This window comes from Acinetobacter sp. YH12152, assembly GCF_013418285.1.
GTDB lineage: Bacteria > Pseudomonadota > Gammaproteobacteria > Pseudomonadales > Moraxellaceae > Acinetobacter > Acinetobacter amyesii.
Genome location: NZ_VPCH01000058.1, coordinates 1 through 19808, shown reverse-complemented (window position 1 = coordinate 19808; position 19808 = coordinate 1). Strand labels below are relative to the sequence as shown.

The following is a 19808-nucleotide window of genomic DNA, read 5'->3' as shown; positions in this document are numbered from 1 at the left end:
TCGCAAGAGATGCGATGGATGTCTGATTATTTGTAGTCATAAATTTAAGTCCCCACTTGTTTCTAAGTGGGGACTAAATTAAGGCTTATAGGATGAATTCAGAAGGTGTGTTCAGCGGACGCTTACAATCAATCGAATTAACCATTCGTTCAAAACTATATTTCCATTTGTCAAAAGCTAAATAAAGTTTTAGAGTAAATGAGTAGATAAAGACTCTTAAGCTTTCAATCACAACAGTTTTATGATATCTCGTCGATTTATTGCTGCCTAAAAATTTTTTACAATAAGAGAAAAACTGTTGTCACATTGTCACTTTAAAATGAATTAACAAAACGGTTAATGTCATGTGCTGTTGAGCGTGTTATCAATTGATAAGGTTATAACTCCCAACTTTAATACATGATTATAATAATGGAGATACTCAATGAGCGACGACGTTAAAAAATGTCCTGTCACCCACCTAACAACTGATGCTGGTGCTCCTGTTGTAGATAATCAGAACAGTATGACGGCAGGTGCACGTGGTCCTTTGCTTGCCCAAGACCTATGGCTTAATGAAAAACTCGGTAATTTCGTTCGCGAAGTGATTCCAGAGCGTCGTATGCACGCCAAAGGTTCTGGTGCCTTCGGTACGTTTACCGTAACTAACGATATTACCCAATATACTCGTGCTAAAATTTTCTCAGAAGTTGGTAAAAAAACTGAACTTTTTGCTCGTTTCTCTACCGTAGCGGGTGAGCGTGGTGCTGCAGATGCAGAACGCGATATTCGTGGTTTTGCCCTTAAATTCTATACTGAAGAAGGTAACTGGGATTTAGTTGGTAATAACACCCCTGTCTTCTTCCTACGTGATGCTCGTAAATTCCCTGACTTAAACAAAGCAGTAAAACGCGATCCTAAAACCAATAAGCGTAGTGCAACTAATAACTGGGATTTTTGGACTTTACTACCTGAAGCTCTACACCAAGTTACGATTGTGATGTCTGACCGCGGTATTCCAGATGGTTACCGTCATATGCATGGTTTTGGCAGTCATACTTTCAGTTTTATTAATGCCAATAATGAACGCTTCTGGGTTAAATTCCACATGCGCACTCAACAAGGCATTAAAAACTTAACCGATGCTGAAGCTGAAGCGATTATTGCCAAAGACCGTGAAAGCTCACAAACCGATCTGTTCAATGCAATTGAACGCGGCGATTTTCCAAAATGGAAAATGTACGTTCAAATTATGCCTGAACTTGATGCAGAAAAAGTACCTTATCACCCATTTGATTTAACCAAAGTATGGCCTAAAGGCGACTATCCGTTGATTGAAGTGGGTGAATTCGAACTCAACCGTAACCCTGAAAACTATTTCCAAGATGTTGAACAAGCCGCTTTTGCACCAAGTAACTTGGTGCCGGGCATTAGCTTCTCACCTGACCGTATGCTGCAAGCGCGTTTATTCAACTATGCTGATGCTGCACGTTATCGCGTGGGTGTAAACCATTACCAAATTCCTGTAAATGCACCACGTTGCCCTGTTCACTCGAACCGTCGTGATGGTCAAGGCCGTATGGATGGTAACTATGGTGCAACACCGCATTATGAACCAAACAGCTTCAGCCAATGGCAAGAGCAACCACAATACAAAGAACCACCATTGAAAATTACTGGTGATGCTGACTTGTGGGATTATCGTGAAGATGACAGCGACTATTTCAGTCAACCACGTGCATTATTCAACTTAATGAATGATGAACAAAAACAAGCATTGTTTAATAACACTGCTGGCGCAATGGGCGATGCACTCGACTTCATCAAATATCGTCATATCCGTAACTGTTACGCATGTGATCCAGCTTATGGTGAAGGTGTTGCAAAAGCATTAGGCTTAACTGTAGCGGATGCGCAAGCTGCTCGTGCAACTGATCCAGCTCAAGGTAATCCAGGCTTGCTTTAAGTTTTATCTTTGAATAAAAAAACCACCTTTTAAGGTGGTTTTTTCTTGGCATTAAATATTCCAATTACCTTCTATTAATCCTTAAACAATCAATTTTTTGCCTTCATGCATGGTTAAAAATGGATTCATTAACTTTGATGTTTTTCGCATTGCATGATGTAAGTCATGTTCAGGTTGGTCTCTAGCTTCATCGGTCAACTGAAAAGTCCGATAATGCATTGCCAATGAACATTTTGACTGTAAATCTTTATGCGCCTGAAAAGCTTCTTCGGGATTCATGTGCAAATATTTCATTAAACGACGTGGCTCATAAGCTCCAATCGGTAATAACGCTACTCGGGGTGCACCTAAGCGTGTATGGATTTGTTTGAAATGTGCGGCATAGCCCGTATCTCCAGCAAAGAAGAAATGTCCTGTACTATGCACGATGGAAAAACCTCCCCATAAGGCATGATTTTGATCTCGCCAACCACGACCTGAACCATGCTGTGCAGGCGTATAAACGATACGCAAATCTTCAAACATTTCCGATTGCCACCAATCAAGTTCAATGACATTGAAATGTGTGGGTAAATAATAAGCATTGCCTAAACCAGTATAAATCGGCATAGCAAATTGTTCATGTAACCAATTCAAGGTTGCTAAATCCATATGATCATAATGATTATGGCTCAGTAAAACCCCATGAATTGTAGGTAATTCTTCTAAGGCAATGCCTGCAGGACAAGCACGTCGTGGTCCAGTCCCTTGACGTGGGCCTGCATACTCCGCCCATACAGGATCGGTCAAAAAATTATATGGCCCAATTTGAATTAGCACCGTAGCATGCCCAACAAACCATACCAACCAATCGTCCATTTTAGCCAAAGGTCGATTTTGCGGAATGCTGCGCGAAGATGCAAAAAACTGTTGGTATTCTTGCTCACGATCTACTTTCCACGTGTCGCTTTTACGCGTCATGATCCATTTCAGCATATCTTTACGCGTAAATGCATCGGGATTTCGAAGGGTATTAAAGAATTTTTCCCCATTAAAATGGTCAGTTGCCAGATAATCAAATACAGGCTTCGTCCACGTATGTTTCATACAGCGTTCAGTACTGATTTGAAATTGTGCTGATTGAGTTTTTTGATTCATGTGTATTTAAAATTCATTCACTGTGCTGACAAACCATGCAAAGTATTTAACCTCGCAGACCTACTGATCAAGACGACCTTTCATGCGCTCAAGCCAAACCTTCCGAGATTGAGGCTTGACAAAGAGTGCCACAATTTCAGGATGAAGCTGTTTAATTTGTGCTTCAATTCTGTTGACACAAGCTTCGATATCATCTGACGTTAAATTATCTTTAAATTCAAGACTCAAAGATGCCAAAACTTGATGTGCCCCCATCTGCTCTGTTAACACCCCATTGGCAGAATGCACCGCAGGATCTTGCTCTGCCACCATCAAGACATTATGCCTCAACTGCGGGTCTGCGGTTTCCCCCATAAGCAATCCTTTAGTCTCACGTGCAAGTAAGATCGCTGAAACAGCGAGCACCACACCAATTAAAATCGACGCCAGTCCATCGAGCATTGGCATATTCAGCGCATGCGATAAATAGATCCCAATCAGGGCAATAAACAGACCAATCAGCGCTGCTGAATCTTCAAATAACACGGTAAATGTCGTCGGATCTTTACTGCGTCGAAATGCTTCAAAATAGCCCTGTTTCCCTTTGATTTTACGAAATGCTTTCAATGCCACAAACCAAGAGGTCCCTTCACACAAAATCGCAATACCTAACACGATATAGTTAATCATCGGATTTTGCATTTCTTCGGGGTGATAAATATGACTAATCCCTTGATAGATCGACACAATCGCACCTAAAGCAAAGACCATCAACGCCACAATAAACGCCCAAAAATACAGCTCTCGCCCATAGCCAAACGGATGGCGTGCATTTGCTGGCTGCTGCGATTTTTTCATACCGTAGAGCAGTAAGATTTCATTTAAAGTATCAACCACAGAGTGAATAGCTTCACTCAACATGGCCGAACTATTCGTGATATAGGCAGCGACAAACTTCACCAGTGCAATCGCTAAATTGCCGAAGAGCGCTGCATATACCACGATTTTGTTAGATTCAGACATTTAAAATTGTCCTAAATTTATTTTTATCAAACAGATCTATTTGATTTTATAGCTCATTCCATAGTACTCAAACTGACTGTAGCTGTTGTTTGTTATTTTGTTGTTTTTACACCAACTGTCGATTGTTTCGACAATGCCATCATGTTCAATGTGAAACACGCTCTTTAGCGCAAAGGTATAGAAAAAAAAGGAAGCCGCAGCTTCCTTATAATTCTGTAGATGTACACGGTTCAACGTACTTTATTAAAATATTGCTCGCGCCACTCTTTCCAAAAGTACATCACAATACCAAACATCACGACCACGATTCCAACAAAGGCATTGGAGCTAATATATTCACTGTTCAACGTCGCTCCCAAAACCAATGCTATGACAGGTGTCATCACATTACTGAGTGACACCGTTGATGCCGCCAAACGTTTGATCAGCCAGAAGTAACACAGCATTGCCACAATAGATGACATGATCATGGTAAAGACAAAACCTATCATGGCACGGCCACTTGGCAATTCGGTTGGAAAATGCTGCCAGATAAAAGGAATAATGAGCATCGATCCTAAAGCAGAAACAATCAGGGAACCGGTTGCCTGTGACATCGGCTTTAACGGTGCATTAATCTGCTTCACCCAAAAAATCGAACTGATATACGACACCATGCTGATTAGCATCAGTACAACGCCAATTGGATTGACTTTACTATCTGCAGAATCTGCAAAGACAAAAGTTAAACCACCCACTGCAACCGCCATGCCCAACCACTGCAAAGCGACCAATTTATGTGTTTTTAAAATTACATGGCCAATCAAACCGGCAATTAAGGGTGAAAAACCAAAAATCAGTGCCATTAAACCAGAGGTGAGATAATTGGCTGCCAGATAAATAAATAACTGTGCGCCAATCAAATTCAAACTCCCTGCCACATAACTTTTTAATGAGGTTTCATCAAACGGCAAAGGATCACGCATCAATTTCAACAGAAACAGCGCAATAATAGATGCGCCGAAGTAACGGATAATCAACACCCACATCGGATGTATTTCCTGCACACTCCACACAATCGCGAGCGGCGTCGTCGCCCAAATCAGTACCAAAAGAGCATATATACTTGCCGTCAGCGGCAGTGAAGATTTCATTTCATTCTCAAATTTGATTGTTCTAACGACTTAACCTGAAACCCACTATTCAGATCTGGAACTACTCGTAAGACCATTAACTAATAAAGTTTAAGACCAATTATTGTTCTCCCCTTTATCAACTAAATTGGAGGCGGTATGAATGCCACCCGATCGTTTGGGGTATAAGGACTTCTCCTCAAACGATCAATAATCTCCCCTAGCCCCTCTTTAAAAAAGAGAGGGAACCATCCAAACGAAATCCATTCTTCACAAAGACTACTCCCTCCTTTGAAAAAGGAGGGCTGGGAGGATTAAAACCGTTGAATAGATCTATATAAGCTAAAACTGTATACATGGACTACAAAAATAGCTTTATAAGTGCGATGCTAAAACTAAAGACATAAAAAAACAGACCTACGTTACCGTAAGTCTGCTCCTCTTAGACATTCAGCTTACTTTACAAGTTTACGTAAATCTTGGCTTAAATCTAAATATTTATCCGCTTCAAACGCCGCATTCTTGCTAATCAATTTTTTCAAATGACGCATCTCTTTTGCAGCATTCACCGTAATACCACCAACAATGACACCGTCAGTTACACCAAACAATACAAATGAAGACTCAGCCGCCAATTCAGGTTTAATTTCACCACGAACGATCCATTCGCTTGCAGCCATATCACCTACAAATTGATAGTTGATATTCAATTGATCTGTCCAGAACCACGCTGGATTTGGGGTTGGATGTTCTACATCCATTACATGACGAGCAAAGATACCTGCTTGCAAGTTCGCATTTTCCCAAGTTTCGACACGACGGTGGTTACCACAGTCACGAAGCTGAGTCGCAACGTCACCCGCTGCATAAATATCTGGATGCGAAGTTTGGCAGTTATTATTCACTTTAATGGCAAAATCAACGTCTAAACCTGCATCAACCGCAAGTTGAGCATTTGGCACAATGCCAATACCATAGATCACTGCATCGGCACGAAGTTCTTCACCGCCTTCAAGCGTGATCACTACTTCTTCGCCATCAAGCTTACAGTCAGCAATAGAAGTCGAAAGACGAACATCTACACCTGCAAGACGTTGCTGTGCCAATAAGAATTCACTTAAAACACGTGGAGATGAACGACCCATGACCATCGGACCCATTTCAATCACGGTCACGATACAGTCTTTAGAACGTGCTGAAGATGCAAGCTCAAGACCAATCACACCACCGCCGATCAATACAATACGGCGACCCGCTTGTAATACAGGCACCAATGCTTGTGAATCTTCAAGGTTACGTAAGGTATAAACGTGTTTACCCAAAGCATCGAAATTCGGTAAACGGCGTGCTGCACCACCGGTTGCTAGAAGCAACTTGTCAAATGCAACAATTTCGCCATTTTTCAGTTCAACTGTTTTCGCATCGCTATGGATTTTCACAACGCCATTGCCACGAATATGTTCAACACCGAGTTCTGCCAATTTTTCTTCTGACAGAATTTCGATTTTGGTCTCTTCAGGTTTTAGAATTACGTCTTTAGACAAAGGCGGACGTTCATAAGGAAGATGTGTTTCATCACCCACCAAAATGATTTTGCCTTCATACTTGTTCGCACGGAGTTCTAAAATGGCGCTAGCACCAGCTTGACCAGCTCCAACAATAACGATGGTTTCGATACCATTTTGGCTCATGGGTTTGTTCCTTATTTCAATTCTGCAGATACGATGCCGAAGCCCGCAATCCACTCACTAATATCTTCGTAGCAATGTGTTGTCATGTCGTATTCGCCCACTTCATGTAGTGCAGCAAAAGCAGCCATCCAAGAACGAACTTCTTGACCGCCACGACCGCCTTCAACACGAATTTCAGCTTCAGTCATCGCTTCAATGGCAGCAAAGTCAGCTTTGGCGAAAGTATCAAGCAATGCACGATCCCATTCTGGGTTTAAAGGCACTGCGACAGAAGTATCACCCGCTGCGAGTTTTTGACCGACAGCAATGATTTTGCCTTGACGTGTATTACGTGCCTCTTCAGTTGGATTACGACCTGCAATCAGGAACTCTTCCACTTCTGGTGGAACTGAACCCATTTGCGGCGTTGGTGGATCATGAGACAAACCACCTGTACCCAAAACAAGTACACGTTCATTCTCTAAGTTCAATGATTTAATGAACTGACCGACTGCACGACCCAAAGCGACTGTACGCTTGGTTGTTGGCATCGGTGCAGCTGCACCATTGATAAAAATTGGAATCGTTGGATAACGATCAAGCTTGCCACCACAAAGGAAATGTAATGGTTGAGTCACACCGTGGTCTGCCTGCATACGATAAGAGTATGCAACATCGACACCTTCATCCAATACGCGACGAACCAGACTGATTGCTGTTTCTTCAGGCACATTGATGTGGTCATTGTCTTTACCATAATCCCAATCACCTGCTGCTTTGGCACGAATACCGACGCAGAAAGATGGCATGAGGTCATAGAAGAAACCATTGAAATGGTCTGGACCAAAAGTAATGATCAATGTTGGATTATAGTCTTCAACTTCTTTCGCAAGTTTGGCAAAAGTTTCGCGAACTTTTTCCTCTTTGTATTTCTCTTGCGGAGAAGCGAATTCCATTAGGGGACTGTGCGATGCACAAATAAGTTTAACGGCCATGGGTGACTCCTAAACGGAAGGCAGCCAAGACGGCTGCCGAGTAAGTCCTTTACGTATTTGGCGAATTAAATCTCGTCAAAGAAGCCAGCACGTGGTTGACGTAAACCACGGATACCCAGACCACATTCAGCATTAATTAAAACACCAGTTAATGGGCGGTTGTTTTGACGAGAAGCCAATAACACGTATGAACCAGTCATATCTTCAGGTTCGGGTAAGAAATTGAGCGGCATGCCGCGTGCAATCTTCTCAGGATCACGTGCATCGAGTAGACCGAGGTTTTCTTGGCCTAAAGAAGCAGCACCTTTGATGTTTACATTCATACCCGACGGAGCAACAGCGTTCACTCGTACTTTAGGCGCAAGCTCATAGGCTAATTCTTTCATAATCCCAACGCCAGCATGCTTAGACGCTGTGTATACAGGGCCTCCGCCTGCCGAATACAGTGCTGAGTTAGACAGAGTAAATATGATAGAACCTTCTGAAGCTATCAATGCATCAAGTGCAGCTTTGGCACCTAAGATGAGAGATTTGGTGTTAATACCCATAATCTCATCAAAAGCTTTCTCCAGCTGTTCACCCGATGTATTGACGATATCTGCGTAATGATCCCAGATACCTGCGTTTCCGACGAAACAGTCAAGTTTGCCATAATGTTCTACAGTTGCTTGAACTGCACGAACATTATCCTCATAGCTGGCTACATCTCCTGCGATCGCAAGCACGCGGTCACCAAAATGTTCTTTCAATGCATCAACTTTCGATTGAGAACGTTGAAGAACAGCAACTTGTGCACCTTCTTCTAAGAAACGTTCAACCAATGCCCAGCCTAAGCCTGAACCACCACCGGTAATAAGTGCAACTTCGCCTTGTAGCCAACCCATGATTACTCTCCTGCCATCTCTACGTATAAAGCACCATCTTCAACAATCACAGGGAATGTCTTGATAGGATCTGTTGCTGGTAAGCATAATGCTTGACCAGTTTTCAAACAGAATCGAGCCGAATGAAGTGGACATTCAACAGTGCCATCATCTTCAAGGTAACCTTCAGACATTGAAGCATTACCATGTGAACAACGGTCGTTCATCGCGAAAAATTCGCCATTGTTGTTGAATACTGCAAGCGCATCGATACCGTTAACGCCGCAATCTACTTTCAATGCTTCGCCTTCGTCTAATTCGTCAACTTGGCAAACAAAAATCTTATTCATTAGAAGAACACGCTCAGGTTATGTGAGTTGTAAGTCACCTGATCAAGGGTAATCTTACGGTTGAAGATTTCGAAACCTTGCTCAGTGTCGACTTTGCGGATCTTGTCGTGACGCTTACCACAGTAGATTGTTACATCTTTCTCTTTCTGGGTACGGTACAACAAGTACGTTACGTAAACGTCGTATTCGCCTTCAACTTCAGTCGCTTCAACAATCACATTTGAAACCATGTGTGTTGTACGTGAAGGAGGTTCTTCGGCCCATGCCATACCTGTCTCAAGACGGGCAACACGGCGTTCCAACAAATCTTTAGTATCGTTAAATACCCAAGTTGTTGGCGGCTCAATCGAACGACGACGGTCACGTGTTTGCGCGTTTGGTGTTGTGCGTAACGTATAAGAAATATCTTCCGCTAATACAGCTAACCAATCGCGGAACTTCCAATCGTCAAGCAATTTTGCTTCACGATAAAGAAACTGACTAATTTGGTGATGAAGTTCTAAACTGATTTGACTCATTTCATAAGCTCCTTCTCATATTCGTCAGCCGCAGCTTCAACGTCTTCCCATTTTTCATGAATCAATAAATCTGCCCAACGGCGGTACATACCACGTGCTGCAGTCTCAGAGAAAATATAGTTAGTGATACCAGGGATACCATCTTCACGTACTTTCTCGTTACCTTTACCCATTTCCATAATTAATTTGTTTTGACGGGCTTTATAACCACGTAAAACTTTTTGAATTTCAATCCAGTTCTCAGAGTCATCTTGCTCAAGGAAACCAGCAGGACCGAATGCGCGAGTCGCAGAACGCTCAAATGCTTCTTTCACTTCTTGAGATGCTTCAGCGTCTGCAATACAGAATGCCCATACTTCAGTTTTGTTTGGACCACGTGGGTGCCATACACGAAGTGTTGCTGTACCGTTCAACCAAGACAATGTTGGGAACATGGTGTTGTGACCAGCAAGACGTAAAGCACGTACTTCGCCTAAACGCTCTTTAACTTCATCAAATGTTTCACGGAAGTAGTTTGCAACTTCACCATCTACCCAAACGTTTGCATCTGGTTTTTCTGTGAAGAAGAAGCCTGAACCGTGACCACGTGAACCGTATTGGATCGCATCTTTCGCAGTTTCCCAAACAGGACGAGCTGTTTGTGCAGCACCTAATTTCTTAGATGATTCGTCATCTGGTTTCGCGCCAAGTACTTGGATCGCAGATGCGTGAGAGAACAATGCATGGTATTGGTCAGATGCAAACTGTTCAGCTGCAAATTTCCAGTTACACTCGATTTCCCACTTGTGTACACCACCGATAATTTCTGTACCACCTGGACGACGGTCAAGAACACCATCTAAGTACCAAGCGATATCGCCCATGTATTCTTCTAGGTCAGGTGTTGTTTCATCCCAACAAGCGAATACTAAGCCTTTGTATGATTTAACACGGTTAACTTCAACAAGACCCCATTTCTCTTTACAAGCACCGTGCGGGAACGCGCGGTCTTCAAGTGGAATATCTTTTAAAGAACCGTCAATGCCGTAAGACCAGCCGTGGTACGGGCAAGTAAATGCACGTGTATTACCACAGTCCGCGAAGCTCACACGCATAGAGCGGTGACGACATTGGTTTAAGAATGCTTTGATTGAGCCATCTTTTTGACGTGCCACGATGATTGGATCTTCACCCATATAGGTATTGAAGAAATCGCCGGCTTTAGGAATTTGGCTCTCATGGCATAGGAATAACCATGTACGACCGAACACACGTTCTAATTCAAGTTCGTAGATGTCTGGATCTGTATAGATAGATGGCGTGATACGTCCATTTTGTGCATCGACCAAAGCATCGATTTCGCGCACATCAATTTTTCCACTCATGAAAAGCTCTCCTGTGACCAGTAAGGCACAAAGTAATAGACTCAACTTTTCAACGATGATGGATTTTAGACCGATTTTCGGGAAATATTTATTTTGTTTTAATTAAGAGATTTTATGGATTATTACGGTAGATTTTTTTTATGGCATTTTTTTTAAATTGCCGAGAACACCATTTATTTCGTGAATGGTAAAATAATCCTCACGCAATAGTTGTTTATAGATTATACTGAACGGACTTCTAAGTAAGACATTTTTTGGATTACTCCACGGGTTGATTATATGGAATTACGACACTTACGCTACTTTATTACTGTCGCTGAAGAACTCAATTTCAGTAAAGCTGCGTTAAAACTTTATACTGCTCAACCTTCTTTAAGCCAACAAATTAAAGATCTTGAAGAAGATGTCGGCGTAAAACTGTTGCACCGTACTAAACGTAAAGTTGAGCTCACAGAAGAAGGTGCCGTATTTCTAGAACAAGCACGTTTAACCTTGGCACAAGCAGACAAAGCTGTGGCTATGGCACGTCAGGTTTCACAAGCCAAACAGCAGATGCTGCGCATTGGTTTTGTCCCTGTTGCAGAGATGAAAATCTTCCCTTATGTGCTGCCAAATTTACGTGTTCAGAACCCAGAACTCAAGATTGAATTACTCAGTTTAAATAACCGCGATCAGATGAAATTGCTGCAAAAAGGTGAACTGGATATCACTTTTACCCGCAATAACTTCCACAGCGACGAAATTGAAAGTCAGTTTGTACTGCGTGAACCGCTGATCTTTATTTTACCCAAAGATCACCCTTTAGCGAAGTACGAGCGCATTCCAGTTAAAGCATTGAATGGGATTGATTTTATCATTCCTGCACGTGAACAATCTGGCACGTTGCATGAAGCCATTTTGGACTTTGCTTCGACCCATGATATTCAATTTAATATCGTGCAAAAAGCCGACAATATCCTGTTTAACATTAACTCCATCGGCATGGGCTTAGGCTGCACGATCCTACCGGGATACATCGCGCCATTGACCATGAACAATACGGTGATTCGTCCTTTAGATGTCGAATTACCGTATCTACACTTGTATGTAAGTTACCGAAAAACGGCGAGTTCTGTGGCTGTAGATAAATTCCTTGAACTGCTAACCAAAGTTTTTTATCTCGATATTAATCGCGAACAGCGTTAATTTTCGCCAAGTCATCATTTATAGATATAGCACCATTATTTTTAAAATGAATAATGGTGCTTTTTTTATGGCTAAAAAGTCGCTTTTTTAATCGTTTAAATGTTTTAATCGACGCATTTTATCTATCATGCATATCGACTTGATGGAAAATAACTTATAAATTTTAGTTTAGACATTGATAAAAATTGCTAAAAATTGCCGATTTACAACTTAAGTCTAATAAATAATTCCCCTTCCCCAACCATTCAGATAAGCTTATTTTATGCCTTTTTACTGATTTAGACCGTACACTGTCGACCCATTAATGAGAATAATACTCATTTAAAGTATTTCTTTCAAAAGATTTATATAAAAAAAAGGATGGCAAAACCATCCTTTTTTTGAATTTCATGTCAGTGACAAGAAATTACACACCACGCGCTTTTAAATAATCTTTAATCACGGTGTTGAATTCTTCTGCTTTTTCAACTTGTGACCAGTGACCACATTGGCTAAAGATATGCGCATCCGCATTTGGAACTGTGTTCAAAATATCCCACGTACGAGATACTGGAATCACCACGTCTTGAACACCGTGAATCAACAATACTGGCACAGTAATGTCTTTCATTTTTTCAAAGTCGAGTGGGAATTCGAAACGGTCACGGTCGCGTGCGCCAACAACATCCATCAAACGATTTGATGCATAGTCATTTGCAGCAGAAGCGAAACGTACTTTTACCAATTCGTCTGTGATCAAGTCTTTGTTTACAACAAACATAGACAAGGTTTTCTTGATGCCTTCTTCGGTTAATACAGGGTTTGCATGTGCTTTAAGTGCTGCAGTTTGTTTAGCACCGCCTGTACCCATAGACACGATACCCAATACACGTTCTGGATAGTCCAAAGCCATTTGGAATGCTAACCAGCCACCGAGTGAGTTACCCACTAACCAAGTTTTTTCAATACCTAGGGCATCTAACGTACGTACAGCGTGATCAACCCAAGCACGGATACCATAAGCAGTATTCGGTGCAACAACAGTTTGACCATAGCCAATCGTATCGATAGCGATACAACGAGCTTGTTCACCAATTTGTGGAAGGTTTAACCACCAGTTTGCCGCAGCAGATACACCTGTACCTGAACCGTGTAAAAATAGAATTGGTGTGCCTTCACCCACTTCGTGGTAATGCGTTAATTCGCCTTCAGCAGTTTCAATCCATTTATCTTCTAAACCAAAGAATGAATCAGTTGTATAGTCAGGAATCTGAACAGTGCTCATACATGCTCCTCGTATTGCGTAGAGCTTATGTTTCAATCCATAACGGATTTAAACACAAGGGGGACTCTTTTGGATTTTGTGGTTTTTACAGTCTCATATTACCTGTTCAGCCACTGCTAACTGATACATATTTACGATCATAAACAACAAATAGACTATAATTTAAGTTATTGTTTTTAAATACATAACTCAAAAATATATCCATAAAATCTTTGAGGTATTTCTTTTTTAAATAAACCAGCGAATAAAAAGGGAAGCAATGAATCCACTTCCCTCTTTTTTATCCTGAGAAATTAGAACTTATAGGTATAAGTTGTTGCCACACGGTATTCTTGCAAGTCAGACTTGTAGTCGAAGTTTGCATCGATATACATGGCTTGTACACCTAAACCCTTTAACTGACCTTCAGGTACCGTGTAATTAACAATCAAATTAAGCTCATCTGAGTCTTGGTTTTTCACACCTTTCACCTCAGCATCCCAACCAGTGAAATACACCGCAGTTGCATTCAAGCCTTTCACACCCAATCCTGAGAAATCATAGTTGTAATTTACACCTACAGATTTTTCATCTTTTTGAGTGAAGGTTGCTACACCCCAGTTCGACAAATAAGCACCTGGAACCCAACCACCCAATGTTGGGAATGCACTATCCCCCATCATTTGCTGGTAGTTCAACCCAACAGTGTGCGCGCCATAATTCACTTTTGCACTAGCAGATAATGCTTGGTTATCTAAATGACCATATAAGCTGCTACCTGAATCTGCTGTATCGAAGTAACGTACATGGCTATCTAATTTAGCATTTTCACCCAATTTGGTTTTGTATGCCGCACCTACATAATGCTGCTGATAAATATCTTTTACATCACCAAACCAATAACCTGCTGAAAGTTCAGGGGTAAATTGATGATCCACACCTGCGATAATCATGCCGTCAGATTCAAGACCTTGATCTGCATGACCACCTGGTTGACCTAAAGTAAATAATGTCAAATCACGGAATTGGTTGTCATAACGGTTGTTAATGCCGTTCACATAAGCCAAAGTCAATTTGGTATCTTTTAAATCTTTTGACTCTAACCAAGCACCACTGAAGGTGGTCACTAACTGACGAGTTGGATCATAGGTCAAAACTGGTGAAATCGGCAATAATTCACCTACGCGAAGTTCTGTTTTAGATACCTTCGCTTTTAGGGTTGCACCCACCTTACCGAATTCATCCTTAGATTTTTTACCATCATGCGGCAAGATCCAGTCTGGGTTTTTATCACGAGCATTCAATTTAAATGCGTGCTGTACCAAAAGGTCTGCACCAACTTGGATTCCACCTCCAATATCGTGATAACCCGATTTCGCATCTAAAGTAATGCCTTGTGACCACGAACCCCAGTTACCCGCCGGATTTTCTTTAATTTGACGGTCTAAGTAGAAGTTTTTAAATTTCAATTGTACTTGGCTGTCGTCAACAAAGTCCGCATAAGTTGCAGATGTTCCTAATGTTGCTGTCGCAGCAAGAATTGCTATCCATAAATTTTGACGACGCATGGCTTATTCCTAGTGATCAAATTAAGCTATGACATCATCATGCTCAACAATACCTTGGAAAAAAATCCGACTACAGTATTAAGGTTTATCAGGCTTTTGTACGACTTGAACTTAGGATGCGATTTCTGCTTATTTTCCTTAGAGATTAAAACAATAACTCTTTTTTATTATTTAGAACGACTGATTAAATTAACCCCATGTTTTATTAACGTAAAATAGAAAGTTTTTTATTTTTCGCAATTACATACGCTGTATTAATTGCTTTTAAGTTTAATCAAAGTTTTTTGCTGAGATTTATCCTTATTTTAGTTATAAAATTTAGATATAACATGATATTTAATTTATATAATCATCAACAACTTAAAGTTAAATTTCACCACCATGACTGCTCGAAATCGACCATTGGTTCGCAGAACTTTTCTTATTTCAATCCGCTTTCCATGCCTCAAGCCCATCTCAAACCAAAACAGCCACTTCAGACATAAAAAAAGCGCCCATTTCGGGCGCTTTTTTTTAAAGCAAATTAAGCATTTGCCTCTTTCGCTTTAGACATCGTCAACGCTAGGTCTTCGATCATATCTTCCTGACCACCAACCGTACCACGACGACCAAGCTCAAGAAGAATTTCACGCGCAGACACGCCATATTTCGCTTCAGCACGTTTTGCGAACAATAGGAATGAGGAATACACACCTGCATAACCTAAAGTTGCTGCATCACGGTCAGCACGGATCGGGTTGTGCATCATTGGAATAACAAGGTCTTCAGCAATGTCTTGTACTTTAAACAAGTCAACGCCAGTTTCCATTTGCATACGGTTCGCAACAGCCACGAATAACTCAAGTGGTGTGTTACCTGCACCCGCACCTAGACCTGCAGATGCAAGATCGACACGAATCGCACCCGCTTCAACAGCAGCAACCGTATTTGCCACGCCCATACCTAAGTTGTGGTGACCATGGAAACCGAGCTCAATCTCTGAACCCAAGTTTGCACGTAAGATACCCACGCGGTCAGTCACGTCTTGAGGCAACATATAACCAGCAGAGTCAGTCACATAAATACAGTTTGCACCGTATGACACCATTTTGCTGGCTTCTTCCAAAAGTTTTTCAGGAGTTGCCATGTGCGCCATCATCAAGAAGCCCACAGTGTCCATGCCAAGTTTACGTGCAGCAGTAATGTGCTGTTCAGAAACGTCAGCTTCAGTTGAGTGCGTTGCAACACGAATGGTTGCTACACCAACATCATGTGCCATTTTCAAATGGTCAACCGTACCAATACCAGGAAGTAAAAGTGCAGATACTTTCGCCTGTTTCAGGTTTGGAATCACCGCTTTTAGGTATTCTTCATCGGTTGCTGCTGCAAAACCATAGTTCACAGAGTTACCGCCTAAGCCGTCACCATGCGTAACTTCGATTAAAGGTACACCTGCATCATCCAAAGCAGTTGCAATGGCAACCATTTGTTCAGGTGTAGTTTGATGGCGCATAGGATGCATACCATCACGTAAAGTCATATCATTAATAATAATCTTAGACATTTTGGTATTCCTTAAGCTTCAGCAGTGTTTAATACGCGTTCTGCAAACATTTCTGCAGTACGTGCAGCTGCCGCAGTCATAATGTCGAGGTTACCTGCATATTTAGGAAGATAATCACCTAAACCTTCAACTTCTAAGAAGATTGAAACACGGTTACCGTCAAATACAGGACCATTTACAAGTTTGTAACCTGGTACATATTTTTGAACTTCAAGAATCATCGCATGTACAGATTCAGTGATTGCTGCTTGATCTGGTTCACCTTCAACCAGACAGTGCACAGTATCACGCATCATCAGTGGTGGCTCAGCAGGGTTAATGATGATGATCGCTTTACCTTGTTTCGCACCGCCCACTTTTTCAATAGCGCCAGCAGTCGTACGAGTAAATTCATCAATGTTTTTACGTGTACCTGGACCCACAGATTTTGTTGAAACTGTTGCAATGATTTCGCCGTATTCAACAGGCTGAACTCGTGAAATCGCAGCAACCATAGGAATCGTTGCCTGACCACCACATGTCACCATGTTGACGTTCGGAACTTCACCTGCGTCCAATAACGCTTCTAAGTTTACTGGTGGTACGCAGAATGGACCGATTGCAGCAGGTGTTAAGTCAATCATTAACACGCCAAGTTCATTTAATTTGCGGCTGTTTTCAGCATGAACATAGGCAGAAGTTGCATCAAATGCGATTTTAATGTCGTCTTCAATTACGTGTGCAAGTAAACCATCTACGCCTTCAGCAGTGGTTTTTAAACCCATTTTAGCAGCGCGAGCCAAACCTTCAGACGTCGGGTCAATACCAACCATCCATACTGGTTCTAAAAATTCGCTGCGTTGAAGTTTGTAAAGCAAGTCAGTACCAATGTTCCCTGGACCGATCAATGCACATTTAATCTTTTTCATGAATGTGTACTCTTAAAAATTCCGTAAAACCCAAGCTTATTTCGCTGCAAATGCTGCAGTCACAGAACCAAAGCCTTCAATTTCAACTTTGAATTCATCACCAGGATTTGCCACAACCATTGGGCCTAAAGCACCGGTCAATACGATGTCACCTGCAAGCAATGGACGACCACGACGAACCATTTCGTCAGCCAACCACACTGCTGCATTTAATGGGTTAGAAAGACACGCTTTACCCACACCTTGTGAAACCACTTCTTCACCACGCGTCATGACCATTTTGCAATTTACAAGGTCAAGATCTGCAAGTTTTACAGGCTTAGAACCCAGTACAAAACCTGCTGAAGATGCGTTATCTGCCACAGTATCAATCAACGAGATTTTCCAGTTTTCGATACGGCTATCGACCACTTCAATTGCAGGCAGTGCATATTCTGTTGCACTAATAATGTCTGCATAGGTGTGTTTTTCTTTGGTCAAATCTTGGTTAATCACCAAAGCAATTTCTGCTTCAACTTTTGGCTGAATCAATAAACCAGCAGGGATTTCTTCACCATCGCCATACGCCATGTCAGCAAACAACATACCGAAGTCAGGTTGATCAACGCCTAACTGCGCTTGTACAACTTTTGATGTTAAGCCAATTTTACGACCTACAAGGCGACGACCTTCTGCCACCGCACGTTTGGTATTCACTTCTTGAACGGCATAAGCAATATCTACATCAGCACTTTCACCACCAAGTTGTGGACGGATCGGTGCAATCGCAGCCTGATTTACTTCCGCATCGCGTAATGCTTGCGCAACTGATTCAACAACAGCAGAATTCGACATCAATGTTTCCTTAAACTGCAAAAATTGGATGCACAACGTGTTTCATCCCGATCACCATCAAAATCAAAGTGATGAAAGTCATGTCAGGATTCGCCTAAAGCATTTCACTTGACATACTACACGTTATGTTTAGATGCATTTAGCATCGAGATTTTAGAAAGTGAATACCAATACTTATTTTATTTATGACTATAGCTATTAGCTATAAATTAATCATTATTTATTATTAATATTCAAAAACTTAAGTCAAAATAATTAAATAAAATTCACTATTTTTTTCGCCCTTAAATCTGAATCTCTACTAAAAAACTTGGCTTATACGACTAAAAGATAAGATTAAAAGATTATTTTAGCGTCAGGCCAACTTTTACGCATAGGTGTTCAATTTCATATGATTTAGTTTAATAAATTGGAAATTTAAAAATAAATCAATAAACAACAATAAGATAAAACCAAAAATTCAAACAAAAAATCTATTCCAGCTTGTGGTAAAAGGCCAAATAGTTGCGCTCAATTTTTTAAGGTAAATTTGCTAGAAGACTGCTTGTTATTGTAGAAAAATCTAGTGTTATTACTTTTTTAAATAATTGAATTTACTCATTTCATCAAGTAGAGCTGGCATTACTATTCATTTGGTAACAAAAAAGGTGAAAACAAATTTCACCCTTTTTACTCGTTTGTATCTAAAACTATACAGCTAGACGTAATTTCACGTGTTCTAGTAGAAATTCAGTCAAATCACCTACGCTATGTGCAATATGTAAGGGTTGAAAATACTGGAGTGTTTCTACAGTATGCACTCCATAGCTCACGCCTACACGTGGCATCTGAATATTGAGGGCCATTTCTAAATCATACGACGTATCACCGACCATAATGGCTTGATCAGGACGCAGGCCCGTTTCCGCCAAAATTTCTGCCAACATCAACGGATCTGGCTTAGATTTGGTTTCACTGGCTGCTCGGGTCGCACAAAATAGCTCATGACTTTGCGTTTGAGCCAAAACACGGTCTAGACCTTTACGGCTTTTCCCCGTTGCAACAGCCAATTGTAGACCGGCATCGCGTAATTCCTGCAACATGTCCGCGACACCATCAAACCACATATCCCCTTTGGAATGGGCCACATAGTGATCGGCATAACTTTGCAAAATGTCGCTGTGTAATTCGGGAACCGTCGGAAATAACCGCTGTGCGACTTCCGGCAGACCTAAACCAATAATACTTTTCGCATCAGCATCGGTCAGCGGCTGTGAATATTGATCTGCTGCAAATTTTAAACTCGCTACAATTTGACCCACAGAATCAAATAAAGTGCCATCCCAATCGAAAATGACTAGTTTTACAGCTGAGTTCATACGTTTTCCTAGATTTGATTCAGTGTTTGGTAATTCAGATTCTGGAGTGCATCAATTTATTTACCTCACCCCGACCCTCTCCTTAAAGGCATAGGTATCTACACAAATCCCAAGTTTTGGGTTAAATTGAAGAGCATGCTCTTCAATTTAATATCTCCCATCTTGATACACGTCTCGTCAGACGATACAACGCCCTCGTAAAGCTTAATATGA

The 19808-nt window shown here is 41.4% G+C and carries 17 protein-coding genes; 2 read left to right on the top strand and 15 right to left on the bottom strand.

What is annotated here, in order from left to right; translation table 11 throughout:
• Window positions 1-424: 424 nt before the first annotated feature.
• Window positions 425-1945, top strand: a complete 1521-nt coding sequence (locus tag FTU83_RS14945; protein ID WP_111884100.1) for a catalase — start codon at window positions 425-427, stop codon at window positions 1943-1945.
• An 81-nt stretch (window positions 1946-2026) separates the two neighbouring features.
• Here the strand turns inward: FTU83_RS14945 and FTU83_RS14940 are convergent, their stop codons facing one another.
• From FTU83_RS14940 to hcaE, 9 genes are all read right to left on the bottom strand, one after another.
• Entirely contained in the window at window positions 2027-3082 is a 1056-nt protein-coding gene (locus tag FTU83_RS14940) for an MBL fold metallo-hydrolase (RefSeq protein ID WP_180107118.1), read from the bottom strand.
• A gap of 60 nt (window positions 3083-3142) precedes the next feature.
• Window positions 3143-4084 (bottom strand): cation diffusion facilitator family transporter, encoded by a 942-nt coding sequence (locus tag FTU83_RS14935; RefSeq protein WP_180107116.1) that lies wholly within the window; start codon window positions 4082-4084, stop codon window positions 3143-3145.
• Between the two features lie 230 nt (window positions 4085-4314).
• Window positions 4315-5217: a DMT family transporter gene (locus FTU83_RS14930; RefSeq protein ID WP_180054331.1), complete on the bottom strand. Its 903-nt coding sequence runs from the start codon at window positions 5215-5217 to the stop codon at window positions 4315-4317.
• Between the two features lie 434 nt (window positions 5218-5651).
• Complete coding sequence (hcaD, locus tag FTU83_RS14925) at window positions 5652-6887, bottom strand: 3-phenylpropionate/cinnamic acid dioxygenase ferredoxin--NAD(+) reductase subunit (RefSeq protein WP_180007136.1); 1236 nt, start codon at window positions 6885-6887, stop codon at window positions 5652-5654.
• A gap of 11 nt (window positions 6888-6898) precedes the next feature.
• Complete coding sequence (locus FTU83_RS14920; protein ID WP_180007135.1) at window positions 6899-7861, bottom strand: 3-carboxyethylcatechol 2,3-dioxygenase; 963 nt, start codon at window positions 7859-7861, stop codon at window positions 6899-6901.
• A gap of 65 nt (window positions 7862-7926) precedes the next feature.
• Window positions 7927-8745, bottom strand: coding sequence for a 3-phenylpropionate-dihydrodiol/cinnamic acid-dihydrodiol dehydrogenase (hcaB, locus tag FTU83_RS14915; protein ID WP_078192772.1), 819 nt, complete (start codon window positions 8743-8745; stop codon window positions 7927-7929).
• 2 nt (window positions 8746-8747) lie between these two features.
• The gene (gene hcaC, locus FTU83_RS14910) at window positions 8748-9074 is read right to left on the bottom strand and encodes a 3-phenylpropionate/cinnamic acid dioxygenase ferredoxin subunit (RefSeq protein WP_067763933.1); all 327 of its coding nucleotides are present in this window, start codon (window positions 9072-9074) and stop codon (window positions 8748-8750) included.
• Window positions 9074-9592, bottom strand: coding sequence for a 3-phenylpropionate/cinnamic acid dioxygenase subunit beta (gene hcaF / locus FTU83_RS14905; protein WP_067763936.1), 519 nt, complete (start codon window positions 9590-9592; stop codon window positions 9074-9076). Before hcaF ends, hcaC begins: the two co-directional genes overlap by 1 nt.
• Complete coding sequence (hcaE, locus tag FTU83_RS14900) at window positions 9589-10956, bottom strand: 3-phenylpropionate/cinnamic acid dioxygenase subunit alpha (protein ID WP_067763943.1); 1368 nt, start codon at window positions 10954-10956, stop codon at window positions 9589-9591. Before hcaE ends, hcaF begins: the two co-directional genes overlap by 4 nt.
• A gap of 279 nt (window positions 10957-11235) precedes the next feature.
• Between hcaE and hcaR the strand changes: the two genes are divergently transcribed.
• Entirely contained in the window at window positions 11236-12141 is a 906-nt protein-coding gene (hcaR, locus tag FTU83_RS14895) for a DNA-binding transcriptional regulator HcaR (protein ID WP_180107114.1), read from the top strand.
• A gap of 406 nt (window positions 12142-12547) precedes the next feature.
• Here hcaR and FTU83_RS14890 read toward each other — a convergent pair whose 3' ends face one another.
• From FTU83_RS14890 to FTU83_RS14865, 6 genes are all read right to left on the bottom strand, one after another.
• Complete coding sequence (locus FTU83_RS14890) at window positions 12548-13405, bottom strand: alpha/beta fold hydrolase (protein ID WP_168377928.1); 858 nt, start codon at window positions 13403-13405, stop codon at window positions 12548-12550.
• A gap of 293 nt (window positions 13406-13698) precedes the next feature.
• Window positions 13699-14952, bottom strand: coding sequence for an OprD family outer membrane porin (locus FTU83_RS14885; protein WP_180059404.1), 1254 nt, complete (start codon window positions 14950-14952; stop codon window positions 13699-13701).
• 523 nt (window positions 14953-15475) lie between these two features.
• A complete protein-coding gene (gene dmpG / locus FTU83_RS14880) occupies window positions 15476-16495 on the bottom strand; it encodes a 4-hydroxy-2-oxovalerate aldolase (protein ID WP_180107112.1) in 1020 nt (339 codons plus the stop codon).
• Between the two features lie 11 nt (window positions 16496-16506).
• A complete protein-coding gene (locus FTU83_RS14875; RefSeq protein WP_078192779.1) occupies window positions 16507-17403 on the bottom strand; it encodes an acetaldehyde dehydrogenase (acetylating) in 897 nt (298 codons plus the stop codon).
• A 36-nt stretch (window positions 17404-17439) separates the two neighbouring features.
• Window positions 17440-18237: a 2-keto-4-pentenoate hydratase gene (gene mhpD, locus FTU83_RS14870; protein WP_078189749.1), complete on the bottom strand. Its 798-nt coding sequence runs from the start codon at window positions 18235-18237 to the stop codon at window positions 17440-17442.
• 689 nt (window positions 18238-18926) lie between these two features.
• The gene (locus tag FTU83_RS14865) at window positions 18927-19595 is read right to left on the bottom strand and encodes an HAD-IA family hydrolase (protein ID WP_180107109.1); all 669 of its coding nucleotides are present in this window, start codon (window positions 19593-19595) and stop codon (window positions 18927-18929) included.
• Window positions 19596-19808: the final 213 nt, after the last annotated feature.